Source organism: Ruegeria sp. AL3 (genome assembly GCF_056536065.1).
The window spans coordinates 1,010,703-1,027,749 of sequence record NZ_JBQFJG010000001.1 but is presented as its reverse complement, the minus strand read 5'-3'; the positions used below and the strand labels follow the sequence as shown (position 1 = coordinate 1,027,749).

17 protein-coding genes are annotated in these 17,047 nt (G+C 58.8%); 14 read left to right on the top strand and 3 right to left on the bottom strand.

Going from position 1 to position 17,047, the window contains the following annotated elements:
• Positions 1–5: 5 nt before the first annotated feature.
• The 13 genes from ACR3E6_RS05175 to ACR3E6_RS05115 all read left to right on the top strand — a co-directional run bounded on the left by ACR3E6_RS05175 (position 6) and on the right by ACR3E6_RS05115 (position 13,600).
• Entirely contained in the window at positions 6–854 is an 849-nt protein-coding gene (locus ACR3E6_RS05175; RefSeq protein ID WP_171724038.1) for a peptidylprolyl isomerase, read from the top strand.
• Positions 855–860: 6 nt separating this feature from the next.
• A complete protein-coding gene (argJ, locus tag ACR3E6_RS05170; RefSeq protein ID WP_480486145.1) occupies positions 861–2,087 on the top strand; it encodes a bifunctional glutamate N-acetyltransferase/amino-acid acetyltransferase ArgJ in 1,227 nt (408 codons plus the stop codon).
• Positions 2,084–2,482 carry a (deoxy)nucleoside triphosphate pyrophosphohydrolase gene (locus tag ACR3E6_RS05165; RefSeq protein ID WP_480486143.1) on the top strand — a complete coding sequence of 133 codons (399 nt, stop codon included), beginning with the start codon at positions 2,084–2,086 and terminating at the stop codon, positions 2,480–2,482. Before argJ ends, ACR3E6_RS05165 begins: the two co-directional genes overlap by 4 nt.
• Positions 2,483–2,655: 173 nt before the next feature.
• A complete protein-coding gene (locus tag ACR3E6_RS05160; RefSeq protein ID WP_480488090.1) occupies positions 2,656–4,599 on the top strand; it encodes an AMP-binding protein in 1,944 nt (647 codons plus the stop codon).
• A 78-nt stretch (positions 4,600–4,677) separates the two neighbouring features.
• Positions 4,678–5,496: an ABC transporter ATP-binding protein gene (locus ACR3E6_RS05155; protein ID WP_171635456.1), complete on the top strand. Its 819-nt coding sequence runs from the start codon at positions 4,678–4,680 to the stop codon at positions 5,494–5,496.
• 29 nt (positions 5,497–5,525) lie between these two features.
• Entirely contained in the window at positions 5,526–6,512 is a 987-nt protein-coding gene (locus ACR3E6_RS05150) for a branched-chain amino acid ABC transporter permease (RefSeq protein ID WP_171635458.1), read from the top strand.
• Positions 6,513–6,515: 3 nt separating this feature from the next.
• Positions 6,516–6,773: a hypothetical protein gene (locus ACR3E6_RS05145; protein ID WP_480486140.1), complete on the top strand. Its 258-nt coding sequence runs from the start codon at positions 6,516–6,518 to the stop codon at positions 6,771–6,773.
• Positions 6,774–6,776: 3 nt separating this feature from the next.
• Positions 6,777–7,853 (top strand): branched-chain amino acid ABC transporter permease, encoded by a 1,077-nt coding sequence (locus ACR3E6_RS05140; protein WP_171635463.1) that lies wholly within the window; start codon positions 6,777–6,779, stop codon positions 7,851–7,853.
• Between the two features lie 74 nt (positions 7,854–7,927).
• Positions 7,928–9,211: an ABC transporter substrate-binding protein gene (locus ACR3E6_RS05135; protein WP_171635465.1), complete on the top strand. Its 1,284-nt coding sequence runs from the start codon at positions 7,928–7,930 to the stop codon at positions 9,209–9,211.
• Between the two features lie 107 nt (positions 9,212–9,318).
• Entirely contained in the window at positions 9,319–10,152 is an 834-nt protein-coding gene (locus tag ACR3E6_RS05130) for an ABC transporter ATP-binding protein (RefSeq protein WP_171724042.1), read from the top strand.
• Positions 10,153–10,171: 19 nt separating this feature from the next.
• Complete coding sequence (locus tag ACR3E6_RS05125; protein ID WP_171635786.1) at positions 10,172–11,389, top strand: phenylacetate--CoA ligase family protein; 1,218 nt, start codon at positions 10,172–10,174, stop codon at positions 11,387–11,389.
• Positions 11,390–11,511: 122 nt separating this feature from the next.
• Complete coding sequence (locus tag ACR3E6_RS05120; protein WP_171230091.1) at positions 11,512–13,176, top strand: ABC transporter permease; 1,665 nt, start codon at positions 11,512–11,514, stop codon at positions 13,174–13,176.
• Positions 13,177–13,249: 73 nt separating this feature from the next.
• A complete protein-coding gene (locus tag ACR3E6_RS05115) occupies positions 13,250–13,600 on the top strand; it encodes a DUF2794 domain-containing protein (RefSeq protein WP_117871396.1) in 351 nt (116 codons plus the stop codon).
• On the opposite strand, the gene ACR3E6_RS05110 is transcribed toward ACR3E6_RS05115, so the two are convergent.
• The 3 genes from ACR3E6_RS05110 to ACR3E6_RS05100 form a co-directional block, all read right to left on the bottom strand.
• Positions 13,597–14,334: a C40 family peptidase gene (locus ACR3E6_RS05110; RefSeq protein ID WP_480486137.1), complete on the bottom strand. Its 738-nt coding sequence runs from the start codon at positions 14,332–14,334 to the stop codon at positions 13,597–13,599. The genes ACR3E6_RS05115 and ACR3E6_RS05110 overlap by 4 nt on opposite strands.
• Positions 14,331–15,713: a leucyl aminopeptidase family protein gene (locus tag ACR3E6_RS05105; RefSeq protein ID WP_171724045.1), complete on the bottom strand. Its 1,383-nt coding sequence runs from the start codon at positions 15,711–15,713 to the stop codon at positions 14,331–14,333. The genes ACR3E6_RS05110 and ACR3E6_RS05105 overlap by 4 nt, the downstream gene beginning before the upstream one ends.
• A 63-nt stretch (positions 15,714–15,776) precedes the next feature.
• Positions 15,777–16,166: a hypothetical protein gene (locus ACR3E6_RS05100; protein WP_170345768.1), complete on the bottom strand. Its 390-nt coding sequence runs from the start codon at positions 16,164–16,166 to the stop codon at positions 15,777–15,779.
• A 144-nt stretch (positions 16,167–16,310) separates the two neighbouring features.
• On the opposite strand from ACR3E6_RS05100, the gene ACR3E6_RS05095 reads away from it, so the two are divergent.
• Positions 16,311–16,961 (top strand): carbonic anhydrase, encoded by a 651-nt coding sequence (locus ACR3E6_RS05095; protein ID WP_152459543.1) that lies wholly within the window; start codon positions 16,311–16,313, stop codon positions 16,959–16,961.
• Positions 16,962–17,047 lie beyond the last annotated feature (86 nt).

The window sequence follows — 17,047 nt, the reverse complement described above, 5'->3', positions numbered from 1 at the left end:
ATTCAATGCCCAAAGGTCTCACTTTTCTGCCATCGCTGGCCCTGGCCGCCGTGATGGCCCTGCCGCTGGCCGCCGAAACCCAGCCGGATGCGTCGACCGTGGTCGCTCGGGTAAACGGGGATGAGATCACATTGGGTCACGTGATCGCCACCGTCGCTTCTCTGCCACCGCAATATCAGCAGGCGGAAGACGACGTGCTGTTCGATTTCATTCTGGAACAGCTGATCCAGCAGCAATTGCTGGGACAGCAACAGGATGGCCTGAACATGCGGAACGCGCTGACACTCGACAATGAAAAGCGGTCGCTTCAGGCGGTTCAGACGGTCGCGGCTCTGACCAACGATCTCGTCACAGAGGAAGCCATTCAGGCCGCTTACGATGCGCGTTTCAATGATTTTGCGGGTGAAGACGAATTCGACGCCAGCCATATTCTGGTGCAATCGGAAGAAGAAGCCAAAGCGCTCAAGACTCAGCTTGATGATGGTGCAGATTTTGCGGAACTTGCCCGCGAGAACTCGACCGGTCCGTCCGGTCCGAATGGTGGCGCGTTGGGATGGTTCGGAAAAGGCCAGATGGTACCTGAATTCGAGGCAGCCGTGATCGCGCTGGAAAAAGGGCAGGTGTCGGATCCGGTGCAAACTCAGTTTGGCTGGCATCTGGTCAAGCTGAACGACAAGCGCAAAACCGAAGCCCCCGAACTGGACGCGGTGCGCGATGAGCTGGCCCAAACGATCCAGCAAGATGCCATTCAGGCGCGGATCGACGAGTTGACGCAGCAGGCACAGATCGAACGCCCCGCGCTGGAAGGCGCAGGCCCCGAGATCATGCGCCAGCTGGACCTGATTCAGGAGTAAAGACCAGTGGCCACGATCACGAAGGTATCGCCACTGGCACCGGCGTCTTTCCCTGAACTGCCTGCGATTGACGGTGTGCGTTTTGCCACCGTCGAAGCGGGTGTGCGCTATCAGGGTCGCACGGATGTCATGCTGGCTGTTCTTGATCCGGGCACGTCGGTGGCGGGTGTCTTCACCCGCTCGGCCACCCGCGCGGCACCGGTTCTGGATTGTCAGAAGAAAATAGGAGGCCCCAGTGATGGACCTGCGGCGATCCTTGTGAACTCGGGCAATGCGAACGCGTTCACCGGCCACTATGGCCAGACATCGGTTGCCGAGGTGACACAGGCCGTTTCCAAAGCGACCGGCGTCCCCGTCGAACGGGTCTTTACGTCATCCACCGGTGTCATCGGTGAACCGCTGCCACATGATCGCATCATATCGCAGCTTGAAGCGTTGAAATCCGGCCTCAGCCGCCATGCCATCGAAGATGCCGCGCGGGCGATCATGACGACGGACACGTTTCCCAAAGGGGCGAGCGCACAGGTCGAAATCGGTGGCAAAACAGTCTCTATTGCAGGGATAGCGAAGGGTTCTGGAATGATCGCGCCAGACATGGCGACGATGCTGGTCTATATCTTCACCGACGCACAGGTTGAGCAATCGGCGTTGCAGGAAATGCTGAGCGCCCAGACAGATCGCACCTTCAACTGCATCACTGTGGACAGCGACACCTCGACCTCGGACAGTCTGCTGCTGTGTGCGACCGGATCTTCGGGCGTTGATGCCACCGGCGATGCCACTTTTGCACGGGCTTTGGAAACAGTGATGCTGGACCTCGCGCAACAAGTGGTGCGTGACGGGGAAGGCGCCACGAAATTCGTGGAAATCCGCGTGACCGGAGCCGCCTCGGACGCTGACGCCAAGACCCACGGTCTGGCCATCGGCAACTCCCCTCTGGTGAAAACCGCCATCGCCGGTGAAGACCCGAACTGGGGCCGCATCGTCATGGCCATCGGCAAGTCGGGCGCGGCAGCGGATCGCGACAAGCTCAGCATTTCATTCGGTGATATTCTTGTGGCCGAGAACGGCTGGGTCAGCCCGGATTATCGCGAAGAAGACGCCGCCGCCTATATGAAAGGTCAGGACCTCGTGATTGCGGTCGATCTGGGGCTGGGCGAAGGGAAATCCACCGTCTGGACCTGTGATCTGACCCACGGCTATATCGAGATCAACGCGGATTATCGCTCGTGAAAACCGTGTTAGTCTCTGCTGTCGCCCTGATCGACATCGAGGGCCGCGTGCTGCTTGCCCAACGTCCCGAAGGCAAATCCATGGCCGGACTGTGGGAATTCCCCGGTGGCAAGATCGAGCCCGGCGAAACCCCCGAGGCCGCCCTGATCCGGGAATTGCACGAGGAACTGGGCATCGACACCTGGGCCTCGTGCCTAGCACCGCTGACCTTTGCCAGCCACAGCTATGATGATTTCCACCTGCTGATGCCGCTGTTCGCCTGCCGCAAATGGGAGGGTATTCCGCAGTCGAAAGAGGGCCAGGCGCTGAAATGGGTGCGCGCGAATGACCTGCGGAACTTTCCGATGCCGGCGGCGGATGTGCCGCTGCTTCCGATTTTGCGGGATTGGCTGTAACAATTCGTAAGAATTGAGAAAACATCACGAAAAAGTTGACGCTGATCGTCCTCCTTGTCCTTAATCGGGGCAGCAGCGTTCCGGTCTGACCCGGCGACGCCGTTCCGGCCCGACCCGGGGCCGGATGGGGAGGAGAGATAGAATTGGCTCAGACGCAGTCGGGCGCCGAGGGGATGCACTCCCTTCCGGCGCTGCTACATCGCAATGCGACGCAGTTCGGGGATGCCCCGGCTTACCGCGAAAAGGAGTTCGGGATCTGGCAATGCTGGACCTGGGCGGAAACGGCCGCCGAGATCCGCGCGCTGGCGCTTGGATTTCTTGAACTTGGCGTTGAAAAGGGTGACCACATCGCCGTAATCGGGCGCAACCGTCCGGCACATTACTGGTCAATGGTTGCGGCGCAGATGGTCGGTGCCATTCCGGTTCCTCTCTATCAAGACGCGGTTGCCGAAGAGATGGCCTATGTGCTGGAGCATTGCGGGGCGAAATATGTCGTCTGCGGCGATCAGGAGCAGGTCGACAAGGTCATCGAGATTCAGGAAAACCTGCATCAGGTCAAACACATCCTCTATACCGACAAGCGCGGTATGCGGAAATACGACCACAGCCAGATGAATGCCCTTGACGACATCAAGGCCGAGGGCAGCGCCGGTCATGCGCGTTTCGACGCCGAACTGGACAGGCGCATCGGCGAGATCACCTATGACGACACCTGCGTGATGCTCTATACTTCGGGTACCACGGGCAAGCCCAAGGGCGTGGTGCTGTCGAACCGCAACGTGATCGAAAGTGCAAAGAACTCAGCCGAATTCGACCACCTGACCCGCAACGAAGACATCCTGTCCTATCTGCCGATGGCCTGGGTCGGGGATTTCATCTTTTCCATCGGTCAGGCTTATTGGTGCGGGTTCTGCGTGAACTGCCCCGAAAGCGCCGACACGATGATGACCGACCTGCGCGAGATCGGGCCGACCTATTTCTTCGCGCCGCCGCGCGTATTTGAAAGCCAGCTGACCAATGTGATGATCCGAATGGAGGATGCCAGCAAGCTCAAGCAGCGCATGTTCCACTACTTCATGGCGCATGCCAAGAAGGTCGGCGGTCGGTTGCTGGATGGCAAGCCGGTGAGCTTGGGTGACAAGGTGAAATATGCGCTGGGCAATCTGTTGGTTTACGGGCCGCTCAAAGACACGCTGGGATATGGGCGCTTTCGGGTGGGCTATACGGCGGGTGAGGCGATCGGGCCGGAGATCTTTGATTTCTATCGCTCTTTAGGCATCAACCTGAAACAGTTGTACGGCCAAACCGAGGCGACCGTGTTCATCACCGTCCAGCCCGACGGCGAGGTGCGCGCCGACACCGTTGGCGTCCCGGCCCCCGATGTCGAGATCAGGATCGACGAAAAGGGCGAGATACACTACCGCTCGCCCGGCGTTTTCGTCGAATATTTCAAGAACCCGGACTCGACCGCATCGACCAAGGACCCTGAAGGCTGGGTGGCCACGGGCGACGCAGGGTTCATCGAGGAAAGCTCGGGTCATCTGCGGATCATCGACCGCGCCAAGGACGTGGGCAAGATGGCCGACGGGTCGATGTTCGCGCCGAAATATGTCGAGAACAAGCTGAAGTTCTATCCCGATATTCTGGAGGCGGTGCTGTTCGGCAATGGCAAGGATCGCTGCGTCGCCTTCATCAATATCGATCTGACCGCGGTCGGCAACTGGGCCGAGCGCAACAACGTGGCCTATGCCTCGTATCAGGAACTGGCGGGACATCCGCGTGTGTTAGAGACGATCAAGGCCCATGTGGAAGAGGTGAACAAGTCGGTCGCCGCTGACGAGATGCTGTCGGGCTGCCAGGTGCACCGCTTTGTGGTGCTGCACAAGGAACTGGATGCCGATGATGGCGAGATGACCCGGACCCGCAAGGTGCGGCGCGGGTTTGTCGAGGACAAATTCAGCGACATCATTGCCGCGCTTTATGACGGGTCCAAGACGGTTTCGACCACGACCGAGGTGACCTATGAGGATGGTCGCAAAGGATCGATTTCGGCGACGCTGGAAATTGTCGATGCGCCGGTTGTTCCTGTCGCCCAACACAAGGTTGCCGCAGAATGAGGGCCGTACGAGCGCGGCTCGACCTGCGGTCATCGCCCCGCCCGCCGTCCCGTTTTCGCGCAAGTCAGGGAGTGACCGATGCTGGATAATTCCGAAGGATATGTCACCGAAGACGGTCGCAAGATCGGCGGTGTGGTGATGGAAATGAAGAACATCACCCTGCGCTTTGGTGGTGTGGTGGCGATCAAGGATATCTCGTTCGATATCCGCGAGGGTGAGATTCGTGCGATCATCGGGCCCAATGGCGCCGGTAAATCCTCGATGCTGAACGTGATCTCGGGCTTCTATGTTCCGCAGGAAGGCGAGGTCTGGTTTCATGGGTCAAAACGCCCGCCGATGCGGCCCTTTGAGGTGGCGCAGCAGGGCATTGCCCGGACGTTCCAGAATATTGCTTTGTTCGAAGGGATGAGCGTTCTGGACAACGTTATGACCGGGCGGCTGGGGTACATGAAGACCAATATCCTTCAGCAGGCACTGTGGAAGGGCAAGGCCGAGAAGGAAGAGACAGAAAACCGTGAAGCTGTCGAGAAGATCATCGACTTCCTTGAAATTCAGCACATCCGCAAGACGCCGGTGTCGCGCTTGCCCTACGGTCTGAAGAAACGCGTCGAACTGGCCCGCGCGCTGGCGGCAGAGCCCAAGCTGCTGCTGCTGGATGAGCCCATGGCGGGCATGAACGTCGAAGAGAAAGAGGACATGAGCCGCTTTATCCTCGACGTGAATGACGAATTCGGCACCACCATCGCCCTGATCGAGCACGATATGGGCGTTGTGATGGATCTGAGCGACCGGGTGGTCGTGATGGATTACGGCAAGAAGATCGGCGACGGCACACCCGATGAGGTGCGCAACAACCAGGAAGTCATCGACGCCTATCTGGGGGTCAGCCATGATTAAGCTCTGGGCAGAATTGGGGAGGGGCTGGCATGCCTGAACAACTTATCTTCGCGATGGAGGTCATCCTCAACGGTCTGATGGCCGGGGTGCTTTATGCGCTGGTCGCGCTGGGCTTTGTGCTGATCTACAAGGCGTCCGGTATTTTCAACTATGCCCAAGGGGTTATGGCCCTGTTCGCGGCGATGACGCTGGTCGGGATTATGAATGGGCAGGTGCCGTTTGCCCATCTGATCAACGCGACTTTCGGCACCCATATCCATTATTTCGGGTGGAATGTGCCCGCGCTGTTCGCGATCATTCTGACGATGGGTGTGATGGTATTGCTGGCCTGGGCCGTGCAGCGGTTCGTCATGCGCCATCTGGTGGGGCAGGAACCGATCATTCTGTTTATGGCGACCATTGGTCTGGCGTACTTCCTTGAAGGCGTGGCCGACCTGATGTGGGGGTCTGAAATCAAGACGCTGGATGTGGGTCTGCCGCAGGGCATCAATCTGTGGATTGACGAGACCACCTATAACATCTTCGACTACGGCTTCTTCATCGACAATCTGGACATCGTGGCGACAGTCATCGCGGCGCTGTTGGTAGCCGCTCTGGTGGCGTTCAGCCAGTACACCAAGCAGGGCCGGGCCATGCGCGCAGTGGCGGATGACCATCAGGCGGCGCTATCGGTGGGCATATCGCTGAACTTCATCTGGGTCATGGTCTGGTCGGTGGCCGGGTTCGTCGCTCTGGTCGCGGGCATCATGTGGGGCACCAAATCAGGCGTCCAGTTCTCGCTGTCGCTGATCGCGCTCAAGGCGTTGCCGGTGCTGATGCTGGGCGGGTTCACCTCGATCCCAGGCGCCATCGTGGGCGGCCTGATCATCGGCGTGGGTGAAAAGCTGTTCGAATTCGCAATCGGACCGATGGTCGGTGGCGCAACCGAGAACTGGTTTGCCTATGTGCTGGCGCTGATCTTCCTAGTGTTCAGGCCGCAAGGCCTGTTCGGAGAGAAGATCATCGAGAGGGTATAGGGCATGACCAAGCTGATCGCCATCATCAACGTGATCGCATGGGCGGGGTTCTGGGCTTTTGGCTACATCGCCCTCACATCAGACGATCTGACCGAAGGCCAACTGACGATTGCAGCGATCCTGGCCTTTGCCGGGCTGATCATGGGGGTTCTGGCCTACTTGAAGCTGGTGCGCGCCTCGGAGGCGAGCGGATACGCCAAAGGCTCCAATCAACTGGACGCCGAAGCCCGGAACCGGGCGCAGGAAGAATGGGGAAAGTAAGACATGTTCTATCGTGAGGCCGGAGATTTCAAAACCTCCTACGTGGATGACAGCCAGACTTTCCCGATCAAGTTCGATCGGTATCGGTACTATGTGGTGCTGGCGGTGGCCTTCGGGATCATCCCGTTCATCATCAACGACTATTGGGCCAACGCACTTCTGCTGCCCTTCCTGATCTATGCGATCGCGGCCATTGGGCTGAACATTCTTGTGGGGTATTGCGGGCAGGTCAGCCTGGGTACCGGGGGCTTCATGGCCGTTGGGGCCTATGCCTGCTACAAGTTGATGACCGCCTTTCCAGACGTGTCGATGTTCATCCACGTGATCCTGGCCGGTGGCATCACCGCCATCGTGGGCGTGCTGTTCGGCTTGCCGTCATTGCGGATCAAGGGGTTTTACCTTGCGGTGGCGACGCTGGCGGCGCAGTTCTTTCTGGTCTGGCTGTTCAACCGAGTGCCGTGGTTCTACAATTACTCGGCTTCGGGGCAGATCAACGCGCCGGAACGGGATGTTTTCGGCATCATCATCACCGGTCCGAATGCATCGGCCTGGGCCACCTATCTGTTCTGTCTGATTTTCCTGACCGTCTGCGCCCTCGTTGCGCGCAACCTGACACGCGGTACGACAGGGCGGACATGGATGGCGATCCGCGATATGGACATCGCCGCCGAGATCATCGGGGTGAACCCGCTCAAGGCGAAACTGACCGCCTTTGCCGTAAGCTCGTTCTTCGTGGGCATCGCGGGCGCACTGTTCTTTGCGGTCTATCTGGGCGCGGTTGAGGTCGGTGAGGTCTTTGGCATCCAAAAATCGTTCCTGGTTCTGTTCATGGTCATTATCGGCGGGTTAGGCTCTATTTTCGGATCCTTTGCGGGCGCTGCATTCCTTGTGCTTTTGCCGGTGGTCCTGAAAGTGGTCGGCGTCGATGTGCTGGGCTGGCCCACAGATATCGTTGCCCATCTTCAGCTGGTGATTGTCGGCGCCCTGATCATCATGTTCCTGATCCTCGAACCCCATGGGCTGGCACAGCTGTGGCGCGTCGCGAAAGAGAAACTCAGACTCTGGCCGTTCCCGCACTAAGGGTAGGCCCAATCAAAAAGACGGGTGCGAAAACCCGAATACACCATCGGATCAATCAAGGGAGGATACACCCGATGAACAAGAAACTGGCAACCGTGGCGCTGAGCGCCCTTATGGCCGCTGGGCCAGCGATGGCGGATCTTGTGATCCCTGATCTCAGCTATCGCACCGGGCCATATGCTGCAGGCGGTATCCCGTTCTCGGACGGCTACAACGACTATTTCACTCTGCTCAATGAGCGGGATGGCGGTATCGGAGGAGAACCGATCCGGGTGGTTGAATGTGAAACCGGCTATAATACCGAAAAGGGTGTGGAATGCTATGAATCGACCAAAGGCGAAGGTGCATTGGTTTATCAGCCTTTGTCGACTGGTATCACCTATCAGTTGATCCCCAAAGTGACGGCAGACGGAATTCCGCTGCACACGATGGGGTATGGCCGCACTTCGGCTGCAAACGGGAAGGTGTTCAGCAACGTGTTCAACTATCCGGCCAACTATTGGAACGGAGCTTCGGGCGCGATCAACTATCTGCTGAGCGAAAATGATGGTGACCTGAACGGTAAAAAAATCGCGCTGGTCTATCACAACTCTGCCTATGGCAAGGAGCCGATCCGCACATTGGAAATGCTGGCTGAAAAGCATGGGTATGAGCTGACGCTGCTGCCAGTGGACCACCCGGGTCAGGAGCAGAAGTCGCAGTGGTTGCAAATCCGTCGTGAAAAGCCGGATTACGTGGTCATGTGGGGCTGGGGCGTGATGAACCAGGTCGCAATTCAGGAAGCTGCGAACATCCGTTTCCCAATGGAAAACTTCATTGGTGTCTGGTGGTCGGGCGCAGAATTCGACGTTGAGCCTGCTGGTGATAAAGCAACCGGGTACAAGGCGCTTACATTCACCGGTCTGGGCGATGACTACCCGGTTTACGACGACCTAAAGAAATACGTCGTCGATTCGGGTAAAGCTGCGGGCGCCGGTGATCAACTGGGCGCGGTGCAATACAACCGTGGTCTCTATGCAGCGATGTTGGCGGCTGAAGCCATCAAGACCGCACAAGAAATCCATGGCGTGACCGATATCACCCCAGCGATGATGCGCGACGGTATGGAGGCGCTGGAGATCACCAATGCCAAGATGGAATCTCTGGGCATGAGTGGATTTGGTCCCGAATTCAGCGTGACTTGTGAAAACCATGGCGGCCCGGGTCTGGTGGGTGTTGTTCAATGGGATGCCTCGACCGGTACCTGGAACAAGCTTCAGGACTTTATGCCAACTGATCAGGAAGTGATCGGCCAGCTTATCGCGGAAGACTCGGCAGCGTACGCGGCCGAAAACAACATCGAACCGCGCTGCGAATAAAGTCGGTTTCTTCCCGGCTGAGGCCGGCTCTCAAAACTCCGGAGCGGCGGTTTGCCGCCGCTCCTCACGAACAGTCCCGAAGGGGACAGGCATGAGGACACGCGCTGATGCTTGATGCGGCACAAACCACTGACGTGCAGGCGGAAAACCTGCTTGAGGTCAACAATATCGAGGTGATCTACAACCACGTGATCCTCGTGCTGAAGGGCGTAAGCCTGACTGTGCCCAAGGGCGGTATTACGGCCTTGCTGGGGGGCAATGGCGCGGGCAAGACGACCACGCTCAAGGCAGTGTCGAACCTGCTGCATTCAGAACGCGGCGAAGTCACGAAAGGCACGATCAAGTATCGTGGCCAGAACGTACACGAAAGCGACCCCGCCGTATTGGTTGAAAAAGGCGTGATTCAGGTGATGGAAGGCCGTCACTGTTTCGAACACCTAACGGTTGAAGAAAACCTGCTAACGGGCGCGTATACCCGCAAGGACGGCAGCGCAGCGATCCAGCAGGATCTGGAGCTGGTCTACAATTATTTCCCCCGCCTGAAAGAGCGCCGCCGCTCGCAGGCAGGCTATACGTCGGGTGGTGAACAGCAGATGGTTGCCATGGGCCGGGCTTTGATGTCGCGCCCCGAGACGATCCTGCTGGACGAACCTTCGATGGGACTTGCGCCGCAGTTGGTCGAAGAGATTTTCGGCATCGTGAAGGATCTCAACGAGAAAGAGGGCGTTTCCTTCCTGTTGGCCGAGCAGAACACAAATGTTGCCCTTCGGTTCGCGCATTACGGATACATTCTGGAATCCGGGCGCGTAGTGATGGATGGCCCGGCCGCCGAACTGCGCGAGAACCCGGATGTCAAGGAATTCTACCTTGGCATGTCGGATGAAGGCCGCAAAAGTTTTCGCGATGTGCGGTCCTATCGTCGCCGCAAGAGGTGGCTGTGAGCGGATGGAGGATATGGCGATGATGTATTTCGACGCACTCGAAACACGCTCGGCGGACGAACGCGCTTCGGATCAGGCCGCGGCGCTGGTAGAGCAAATCAAACGTGCTGCATCTGCCCCCGGGTTTGCTGCACATTTTTCTGAATCAGACACTAACAAGGTGGTCTCGGCAGATGATTTGCCGATGTTGCCGGTGCTGCGCAAATCGGACCTGATCCGGGCGCAGGCGGAACGCCCCCCTTTTGGTGGGTTCACCGTGAAGCCCGCGCGCCACTTTCATCACGTGTTCCAGTCCCCCGGGCCGATCTATGAACCGGGCAGCACCGATCACGACTGGTGGCGCATGGGCCGGTTCCTGCATGCCGCTGGTGTTGCAGCTGGCGATATTGTTCAGAACTGCTTTGGCTATCACCTGACACCGGCTGGCATGATCTTTGAAAACGGCGCCCGCGCTGTTGGTGCTGCCGTTCTGCCGGCGGGAACCGGGCAGACCGAATTGCAGGTGACAGCCGCGCGTGACGTTGGCTGCACCGCCTATGCGGGCACGCCTGATTATCTGAAAGTCATCCTGGACAAGGCCGACGAGATGGGCGTTTCGCTGAATTTCTCCAAGGCCGCTGTTGGTGGTGGCGCGCTGTTCCCGTCTTTGCGTCAGGAATATGCGGATCGCGGTATTTCGTGCCTGCAATGCTATGCGACGGCGGATTTGGGTAATATCGCCTATGAAAGCGCCGCGATGGAAGGGATGATCATCGACGAACATGTGATCGTCGAAATCGTGACGCCCGGAACCGGAACCCCGGTAGAGCCGGGCGAGGTGGGCGAAGTTGTCGTGACCTCTCTCAACCCGGATTACCCTCTGATCCGCTTTGCGACCGGGGATCTTTCTGCCGTCATGCCGGGTGTTTCGCCCTGTGGCCGGACCAACACCCGGATCAAAGGCTGGATGGGTCGCGCCGATCAGACCACCAAGATCAAGGGTATGTTTGTACGCCCGGAACAGGTTGCGGCCCTGGTCGACAAGCATGAGGAAATTGTCAAAGCCCGCGTTATTGCAGCCCGCCAGGGTGAGATGGACACGATGACGGTCCGGATCGAAAGTCCGCGCGGTGACGACCCGGCATATGCCAAGTCAGTGGCCGAAGTGTTGAAACTGAAAGGTGCGATCGAGGTCGTGGCCCCCGGATCCCTTCCCAAGGACGGGGTGGTGATCGAGGATCAGCGCGTCTACGAATAGCGGTGTTTTTCAGATCTGCGGCAGTTTGTGCCGCAGATTTGTTGACCGATGCACTGGTGTTTCCGAGCTTTTTGGTCGATTAAAGGCGAACCCTTCGCCTTTGCCAATCACAAGCCGGGATGATGGCCGAAATCGAGTTTTCACAGAACGGATCGCGCAATCGCGGTGTACGCGGTACCCGACTGCTGGCGGGGATCGCCTACGTCGTGGCTGCCGCGTGCCTTTTGCCGATGATCGCCGTGGTCCTGGCGGCTGTAACCGGGGGAACGGACACGATCTCGCACCTGATGGAGACGGTGCTGCCCGGCTATATCGCGACGACCCTGATTCTTGTGGTCCTGGTTGCGGCCGGCACGTTCAGCATCGGCACCGGGGCGGCTTGGCTGGTAACGATGACCCGTTTTCCCGGCGTGCGGTTTCTGGAGATCGCACTGGTCCTTCCGCTGGCCTTTCCGGCGTATGTTCTGGCCTATGCCTACACCTTCATTCTGGATCACCCGGGCATCGTTCAAAGCACGCTGCGTGATGTAACGGGGTGGGGCCCGCGCGACTATTGGTTCCCGGAAATCCGCTCGACCGAGGGTGCAGCGGTCATGTTGATCCTTGTGCTTTACCCTTATGTCTATCTGCTTGCGCGGGCTGCGTTCCTGCAACAAAGCGCAACCGCGTTTCTGGCGGCGCGGGCGCTGGGCAACAATCCATGGCTGGCTTTTCGGCGCGTGTCACTGCCGATGGCGCGACCCGCCATTGCAGGCGGCGTTCTGCTGGCCGTCATGGAGACCATCGCAGATTTCGGAACCGTGTCGTATTTCGGCGTACAGACCTTTGCCACCGGGATCTACACAAGCTGGTTTTCCATGGCCGATCGTGCGGCAGCGGCGCAACTGGCCCTGTGCCTGCTGGTCTTTGCCCTGATCATGGCCGTGGCCGAGCGCACCCAGCGTGGCAAGGCAAAATACTATCAGGCGGGGAAACAGCATGTGGCGCAACCGGCGGCAAATCTGACGGGTCTGCGCGCCTGCGGGGCATTTCTGCTGTGTGCAATACCCGTTCTTTTCGGTTTTTTGCTGCCCGTCATCATTCTGGTCGAGATGGGCCTGGACTCCGAACAGAACCTGCTGTCGCAGCGTTATATTGGTTTCATCCAGAATTCGTTGATACTTGCTGGTACGGCGGCGGTCATCACCGTCTTTGCGGCGATCAGTGTCGGGTTCTTTCAACGTCTGAGGCCCGGGCGCGCCTCGTCTGCGACCGCATATATGGCGCGTCTGGGATATGCCGTTCCCGGTGGCGTCATTGCGGTTGGATTGATCGTCCCCTTTGCGAGTTTTGACAACGCGCTGGACGTCTGGATGCGACAGACCTTCGACGTATCCACGGGGCTGTTGGTGACAGGTTCCATCTGGCTGCTGGTCGCTGCCTACATGGTGCGCTTCCTGGCTGCCGCGCTTAGCGCGTATGAGGGGGGCCAAAGCACTGTACATGCGAATATGGATGCCGCAGCCCGTTCACTGGGTCAGACGCCGTTGGGAACATTGCGACGGGTGCACCTGCCGATTCTGACCCCCTCTCTGCTGACGGCCCTGCTGATCGTGTTCGTGGACGTGATGAAAGAACTTCCCGCCACGCTGATCATGCGCCCGTTCAATTTCGACACATTGGCGGTGCAGGCGTATCGGCTGGCCTCGGATGAGAGGCTGGAGGGCGCCGCCGTGCCTTCGCTGGTCATTCTGGCGGTGGGTCTGTTACCTGTAATCCTGATCTGCCGTCAGGTCGGCCGACGGTAACACTTGTGTCGCAATTGTAGGACAACTGCGCATCAGGCTTGATTCAAACACGATTTCCGGCAAGGCTGGAGGTATGAATATGCAGCCTCCCAGCCGGTTCTCGGCAAGCGCAGCGCAGATGCCCGTGGCTTTCGACCGGCATGAGATGTCTCAAATCCTATCCGTTTATGGTCGGATGGTCGCCGCCGGAGAATGGCGTGACTACGGTATTTCCAACCTGCGCGACATGGCGGTGTTCTCGATCTTTCGGCGCACCGCGGAACATCCGATCTACCGCGTCGAAAAACACCCGCGCCTGAGGTCCCGGCAGGGAATGTATTCCGTCATAGGTATGGATGGCCGCATCCTGAAACGCGGCCACGATCTTCGGGCAGTCCTGCGGGTACTGGAACGCAAGCTGATCCGGGCCGTAAACCCGGATTAGAGCCTTTTGTGGGCCGTGACCGGCCCGTCACCCTGATCCATTATGCGGCGGATCGCCTGATCCATTGGTTCGAATACCACCGCCATATGGCTGGCGTTCGCATGCAAAAGCATGTTTTGGCCCGAAACCCAGGCCACGTGCCCTTTCCAGAACAACAGATCACCCCGTTGCGCAGGGCCCCCTTCGATCACGGTTTTGCCCAAAGCGCGTTCCTGATCGCCGCTGTCGCCGGGGCACGGCAGGCCACAAGCCAAAAGCGCCGCTTGAACCAACCCGGAACAATCGATGCCGAACCGGCTGTTGCCGCCCCACAAATAGGGTGTGCCCAGAAACAGCTGGGCCACTTCGACCGGGTCGTCAGGCTTTTCGGTCATCGGCGCCGTGTGTACCTTTGGGATATATCCCAGTTCGGTTTCAACAAACCGGTCCGTCTCGGTCCTGGCTTGGATTTTGCTTCCGAAACTCAGCGACACCAGATCGCGGCTTTTGAAATCCGCTTCCTGGTAGGCATGCGTTGCAGGCGCCGTGATCCAATGCGTCGCAGGCGCATCCGCCGTCAGCTGATCTGTTCGCAACCAGCCGGTATACCCATCTTTGTCTGCGATGACCCTGTTCCACCCGCTCTTTGTTTCCTCGATCTGAACCGTATCACCGAACAACAATTGCCGGTCGCGTGGCCCGTCTGGGCTGCGCTGCAAATCGACAACTGGTGCGGAAACTCGATGGCGTGTCACAGTCCCAATATCTCCGGCAACGCCGTCAGCACGGCACGAGGTCCCTGACCCAGACCGCCCTTGGTGCGCCCCGGCTCTTTGCTGGGCTGCCAGGAATAGATGTCGAAATGGATGTAGCGGCGTGTGCCCACGAACCTGCGCAGAAACAGAGCGGCTGTGATCGACCCTGCAAACCCGCCCGACGGCGCGTTGTCCAGATCGGCGATGCCGGGTTCAATCATCGCTTCATAGGGCGTGTGGAACGGCATGCGCCAGACCGGATCAGCCGAAGCCTCAGCGGCATGCGACAGAGCAGACGCGCAGCGCTGATCATCGGTATAGAAAGGTGCCAGATCGGGGCCCACAGCCACACGGGCGGCCCCGGTCAGCGTCGCCATCGAGATCACCAGATCGGGTTCACCTTCCTCAGCAAGCGCCAACGCGTCAGCAAGCACCAGACGCCCTTCGGCATCCGTATTGTTGATCTCGACCGTCAGTCCCTTGCGAGAGGTCAGGATGTCCCCTGGGCGGAAGGCATTTCCGGCAAGCGCGTTTTCGACTGCCGGTATCAAGACCCTCAATTGCAGGGGAAAACCCAGCTGCATGATCATCCGCGCCAACCCCAACACATTGGCCGCGCCACCCATGTCTTTCTTCATCAGACCCATGGATGCGCCCGGTTTCAGGTTCAATCCACCCGTATCGAAACACACCCCCTTGCCGACCAGAGTCAGTTTGGGGCCGCTGCTGCCCCAATTCAGCTCGATCAACCGGGGGGCTTGTTCGGCGGCGCGCCCTACGGTGTGGATCATAGGAAAATTCTGTTCCAGCAAGGCCGCGCCGCTGATCACGCTGCACGCGGCACCGAATTCACCGGCCAGAGCCTCGGCCGCCTGCTGCAACTGCTCAGGACCCATATCCGAGGCTGGCGTATTCACCAGATCGCGGGTCAGAACTTCGGCATTGGCCATCGCTTCGATACGGTTGGCGTCGACACCTTCGGGCGCAACCAGCGCCGCGGTTCCAGCAGATTGAGACGCGTAGCGATCGAAGGTGTAACCTGTCATCAACCAGCCAAAGCACTCCATTTCCAGACGATCAGCGGGAATTCCGGACGCGATATGATAGGTTCCTTCGGGCAATGCCATGGCTGCGGCGGCCAATGGGAACCTTTTTCGCGCGCGCTTGTCTTCTGTTCCATACCCGGCCAGCACAAAATCAACCGCGCCATGCGCGCCTGGCACCAGCAGGGTCTGCCCCATCGCACCTGTAAACCCGCTTGCGGCAACCCAGGTCCGGACGGTATCCGGCTGGTCCTGCAACCAACTGTCCAAATCCGGCTGCGCAATCACATGAAGCGGTATGGACGGGTCAGAGGATGGGGCGAAGGACAGGGTCATGGGCGTCTCGGCTGATGGTTTCTGCGCACAGACTAGCCGCGCATGATCTGCCCGCAACCCCTGTCAGACGGAAAGGTCCTGCTGGTCCCAGACGGCGGTCAGCGATCGTTCGCCCACGCGGATCAAACGCCCAAGCGTCGCGCCCGCCGCAACGGCGTCACCGGCATCGACGGTGTGGGCCACGTCACCCGCCACCCGGGCCAGGGCCGTCATCCCGATCTGTTCGGATATAGCGACCAGTGACCTGGCGCATTTGCGCAGGTCCGCCCATTCGCGCTGACGCCAGTAGCGTTCGCAGTTTGACAGGCGCACGGCAAGCTCTTCGACCGTGCGACACAGAACATCCAGCGCATTCTTGTCGCCAAGTTGCCGGTACAGCCCGCTCAGTTGATCCGAGTCCAGACGGACGGATTCCTTATGTTCAAGCGTGATAATCTTTTCCACCACATTCACCCTAGTTCAAACGCCCCCACGGCGCGGTGTTGATCCTGGCAGAAAATTCCTTTGCAAAACCTTGCGGGGAAACTGGATAATGGCTCGAATTTTCGTTGAATTCGGTTTAGATCATCCTTCAGCGACAAGAACGGGGACATTGAAATGGAATTTGCCAAACCTCTGCCGAGCTACCTTGTAAAACGGTATCACGGTTGGAAGGCCACAACATATTCGGAAAACCAGGTCTGGTATCGCCGTCTCGCCGATGAAGGGCAACGCCCCCGCGCCATGGTCATATCCTGCTGCGACAGCCGGGTTCACGTCACGTCCATGTTCGGCGCTGACCAGGGCGATTTCTTTATTCACCGCAATATCGCCAACCTGGTGCCGCCCTATGCACCGGACGGGGACCACCACGGCACCAGCGCCGCGATCGAATACGCTGTAACGGCGCTCAAGGTCGCTCATTTGATCGTGCTGGGGCATTCGCAATGCGGCGGCGTGCAGGGCTGCATCGACATGTGCAAGGGGCAGGCGCCGCAACTGGATGCCAAGGACAGCTTTGTTGGCCGCTGGATGGATATTCTGAAGCCGAAATTCGAACTGGTCGCGGATATCGAGGACGGTGTCGAACAGGCCCGGCAGTTCGAACGTCAATCGGTTGTCGCTTCGCTGGAAAACTTGATGACCTTCCCCTTCGTCTCGTCAGCCGTTGATCAAGGCGCGCTGAGCTTGCACGGCTTGTGGACGGATATCGGCGCAGGCGGGCTTGAAAGCTATGACCCTTACCAAAAAAAGTTCGTCCCGGTCTGACAGTGACAGAGCTGGAAATCCGAAACAACAATGGCGGCTCTGATTCAGGGCCGTTTTTGGTATACTCCACCCATTACACCTGAAGA

Coding starts and splice junctions, on each gene's coding strand:
- ACR3E6_RS05120 (WP_171230091.1), top strand. CDS start 11,512: ATGGCCGAAATCGAGTTTTCACAGAACGGATCGCGCAATCGCGGTGTA.
- ACR3E6_RS05115 (WP_117871396.1), top strand. CDS start 13,250: ATGAATATGCAGCCTCCCAGCCGGTTCTCGGCAAGCGCAGCGCAGATG.
- ACR3E6_RS05150 (WP_171635458.1), top strand. CDS start 5,526: ATGCCTGAACAACTTATCTTCGCGATGGAGGTCATCCTCAACGGTCTG.
- ACR3E6_RS05095 (WP_152459543.1), top strand. CDS start 16,311: ATGGAATTTGCCAAACCTCTGCCGAGCTACCTTGTAAAACGGTATCAC.
- ACR3E6_RS05160 (WP_480488090.1), top strand. CDS start 2,656: ATGCACTCCCTTCCGGCGCTGCTACATCGCAATGCGACGCAGTTCGGG.
- ACR3E6_RS05145 (WP_480486140.1), top strand. CDS start 6,516: ATGACCAAGCTGATCGCCATCATCAACGTGATCGCATGGGCGGGGTTC.
- ACR3E6_RS05175 (WP_171724038.1), top strand. CDS start 6: ATGCCCAAAGGTCTCACTTTTCTGCCATCGCTGGCCCTGGCCGCCGTG.
- ACR3E6_RS05125 (WP_171635786.1), top strand. CDS start 10,172: ATGATGTATTTCGACGCACTCGAAACACGCTCGGCGGACGAACGCGCT.
- ACR3E6_RS05140 (WP_171635463.1), top strand. CDS start 6,777: ATGTTCTATCGTGAGGCCGGAGATTTCAAAACCTCCTACGTGGATGAC.
- ACR3E6_RS05130 (WP_171724042.1), top strand. CDS start 9,319: ATGCTTGATGCGGCACAAACCACTGACGTGCAGGCGGAAAACCTGCTT.
- ACR3E6_RS05155 (WP_171635456.1), top strand. CDS start 4,678: ATGCTGGATAATTCCGAAGGATATGTCACCGAAGACGGTCGCAAGATC.
- ACR3E6_RS05135 (WP_171635465.1), top strand. CDS start 7,928: ATGAACAAGAAACTGGCAACCGTGGCGCTGAGCGCCCTTATGGCCGCT.
- ACR3E6_RS05105 (WP_171724045.1), bottom strand. CDS start 15,713: ATGACCCTGTCCTTCGCCCCATCCTCTGACCCGTCCATACCGCTTCAT.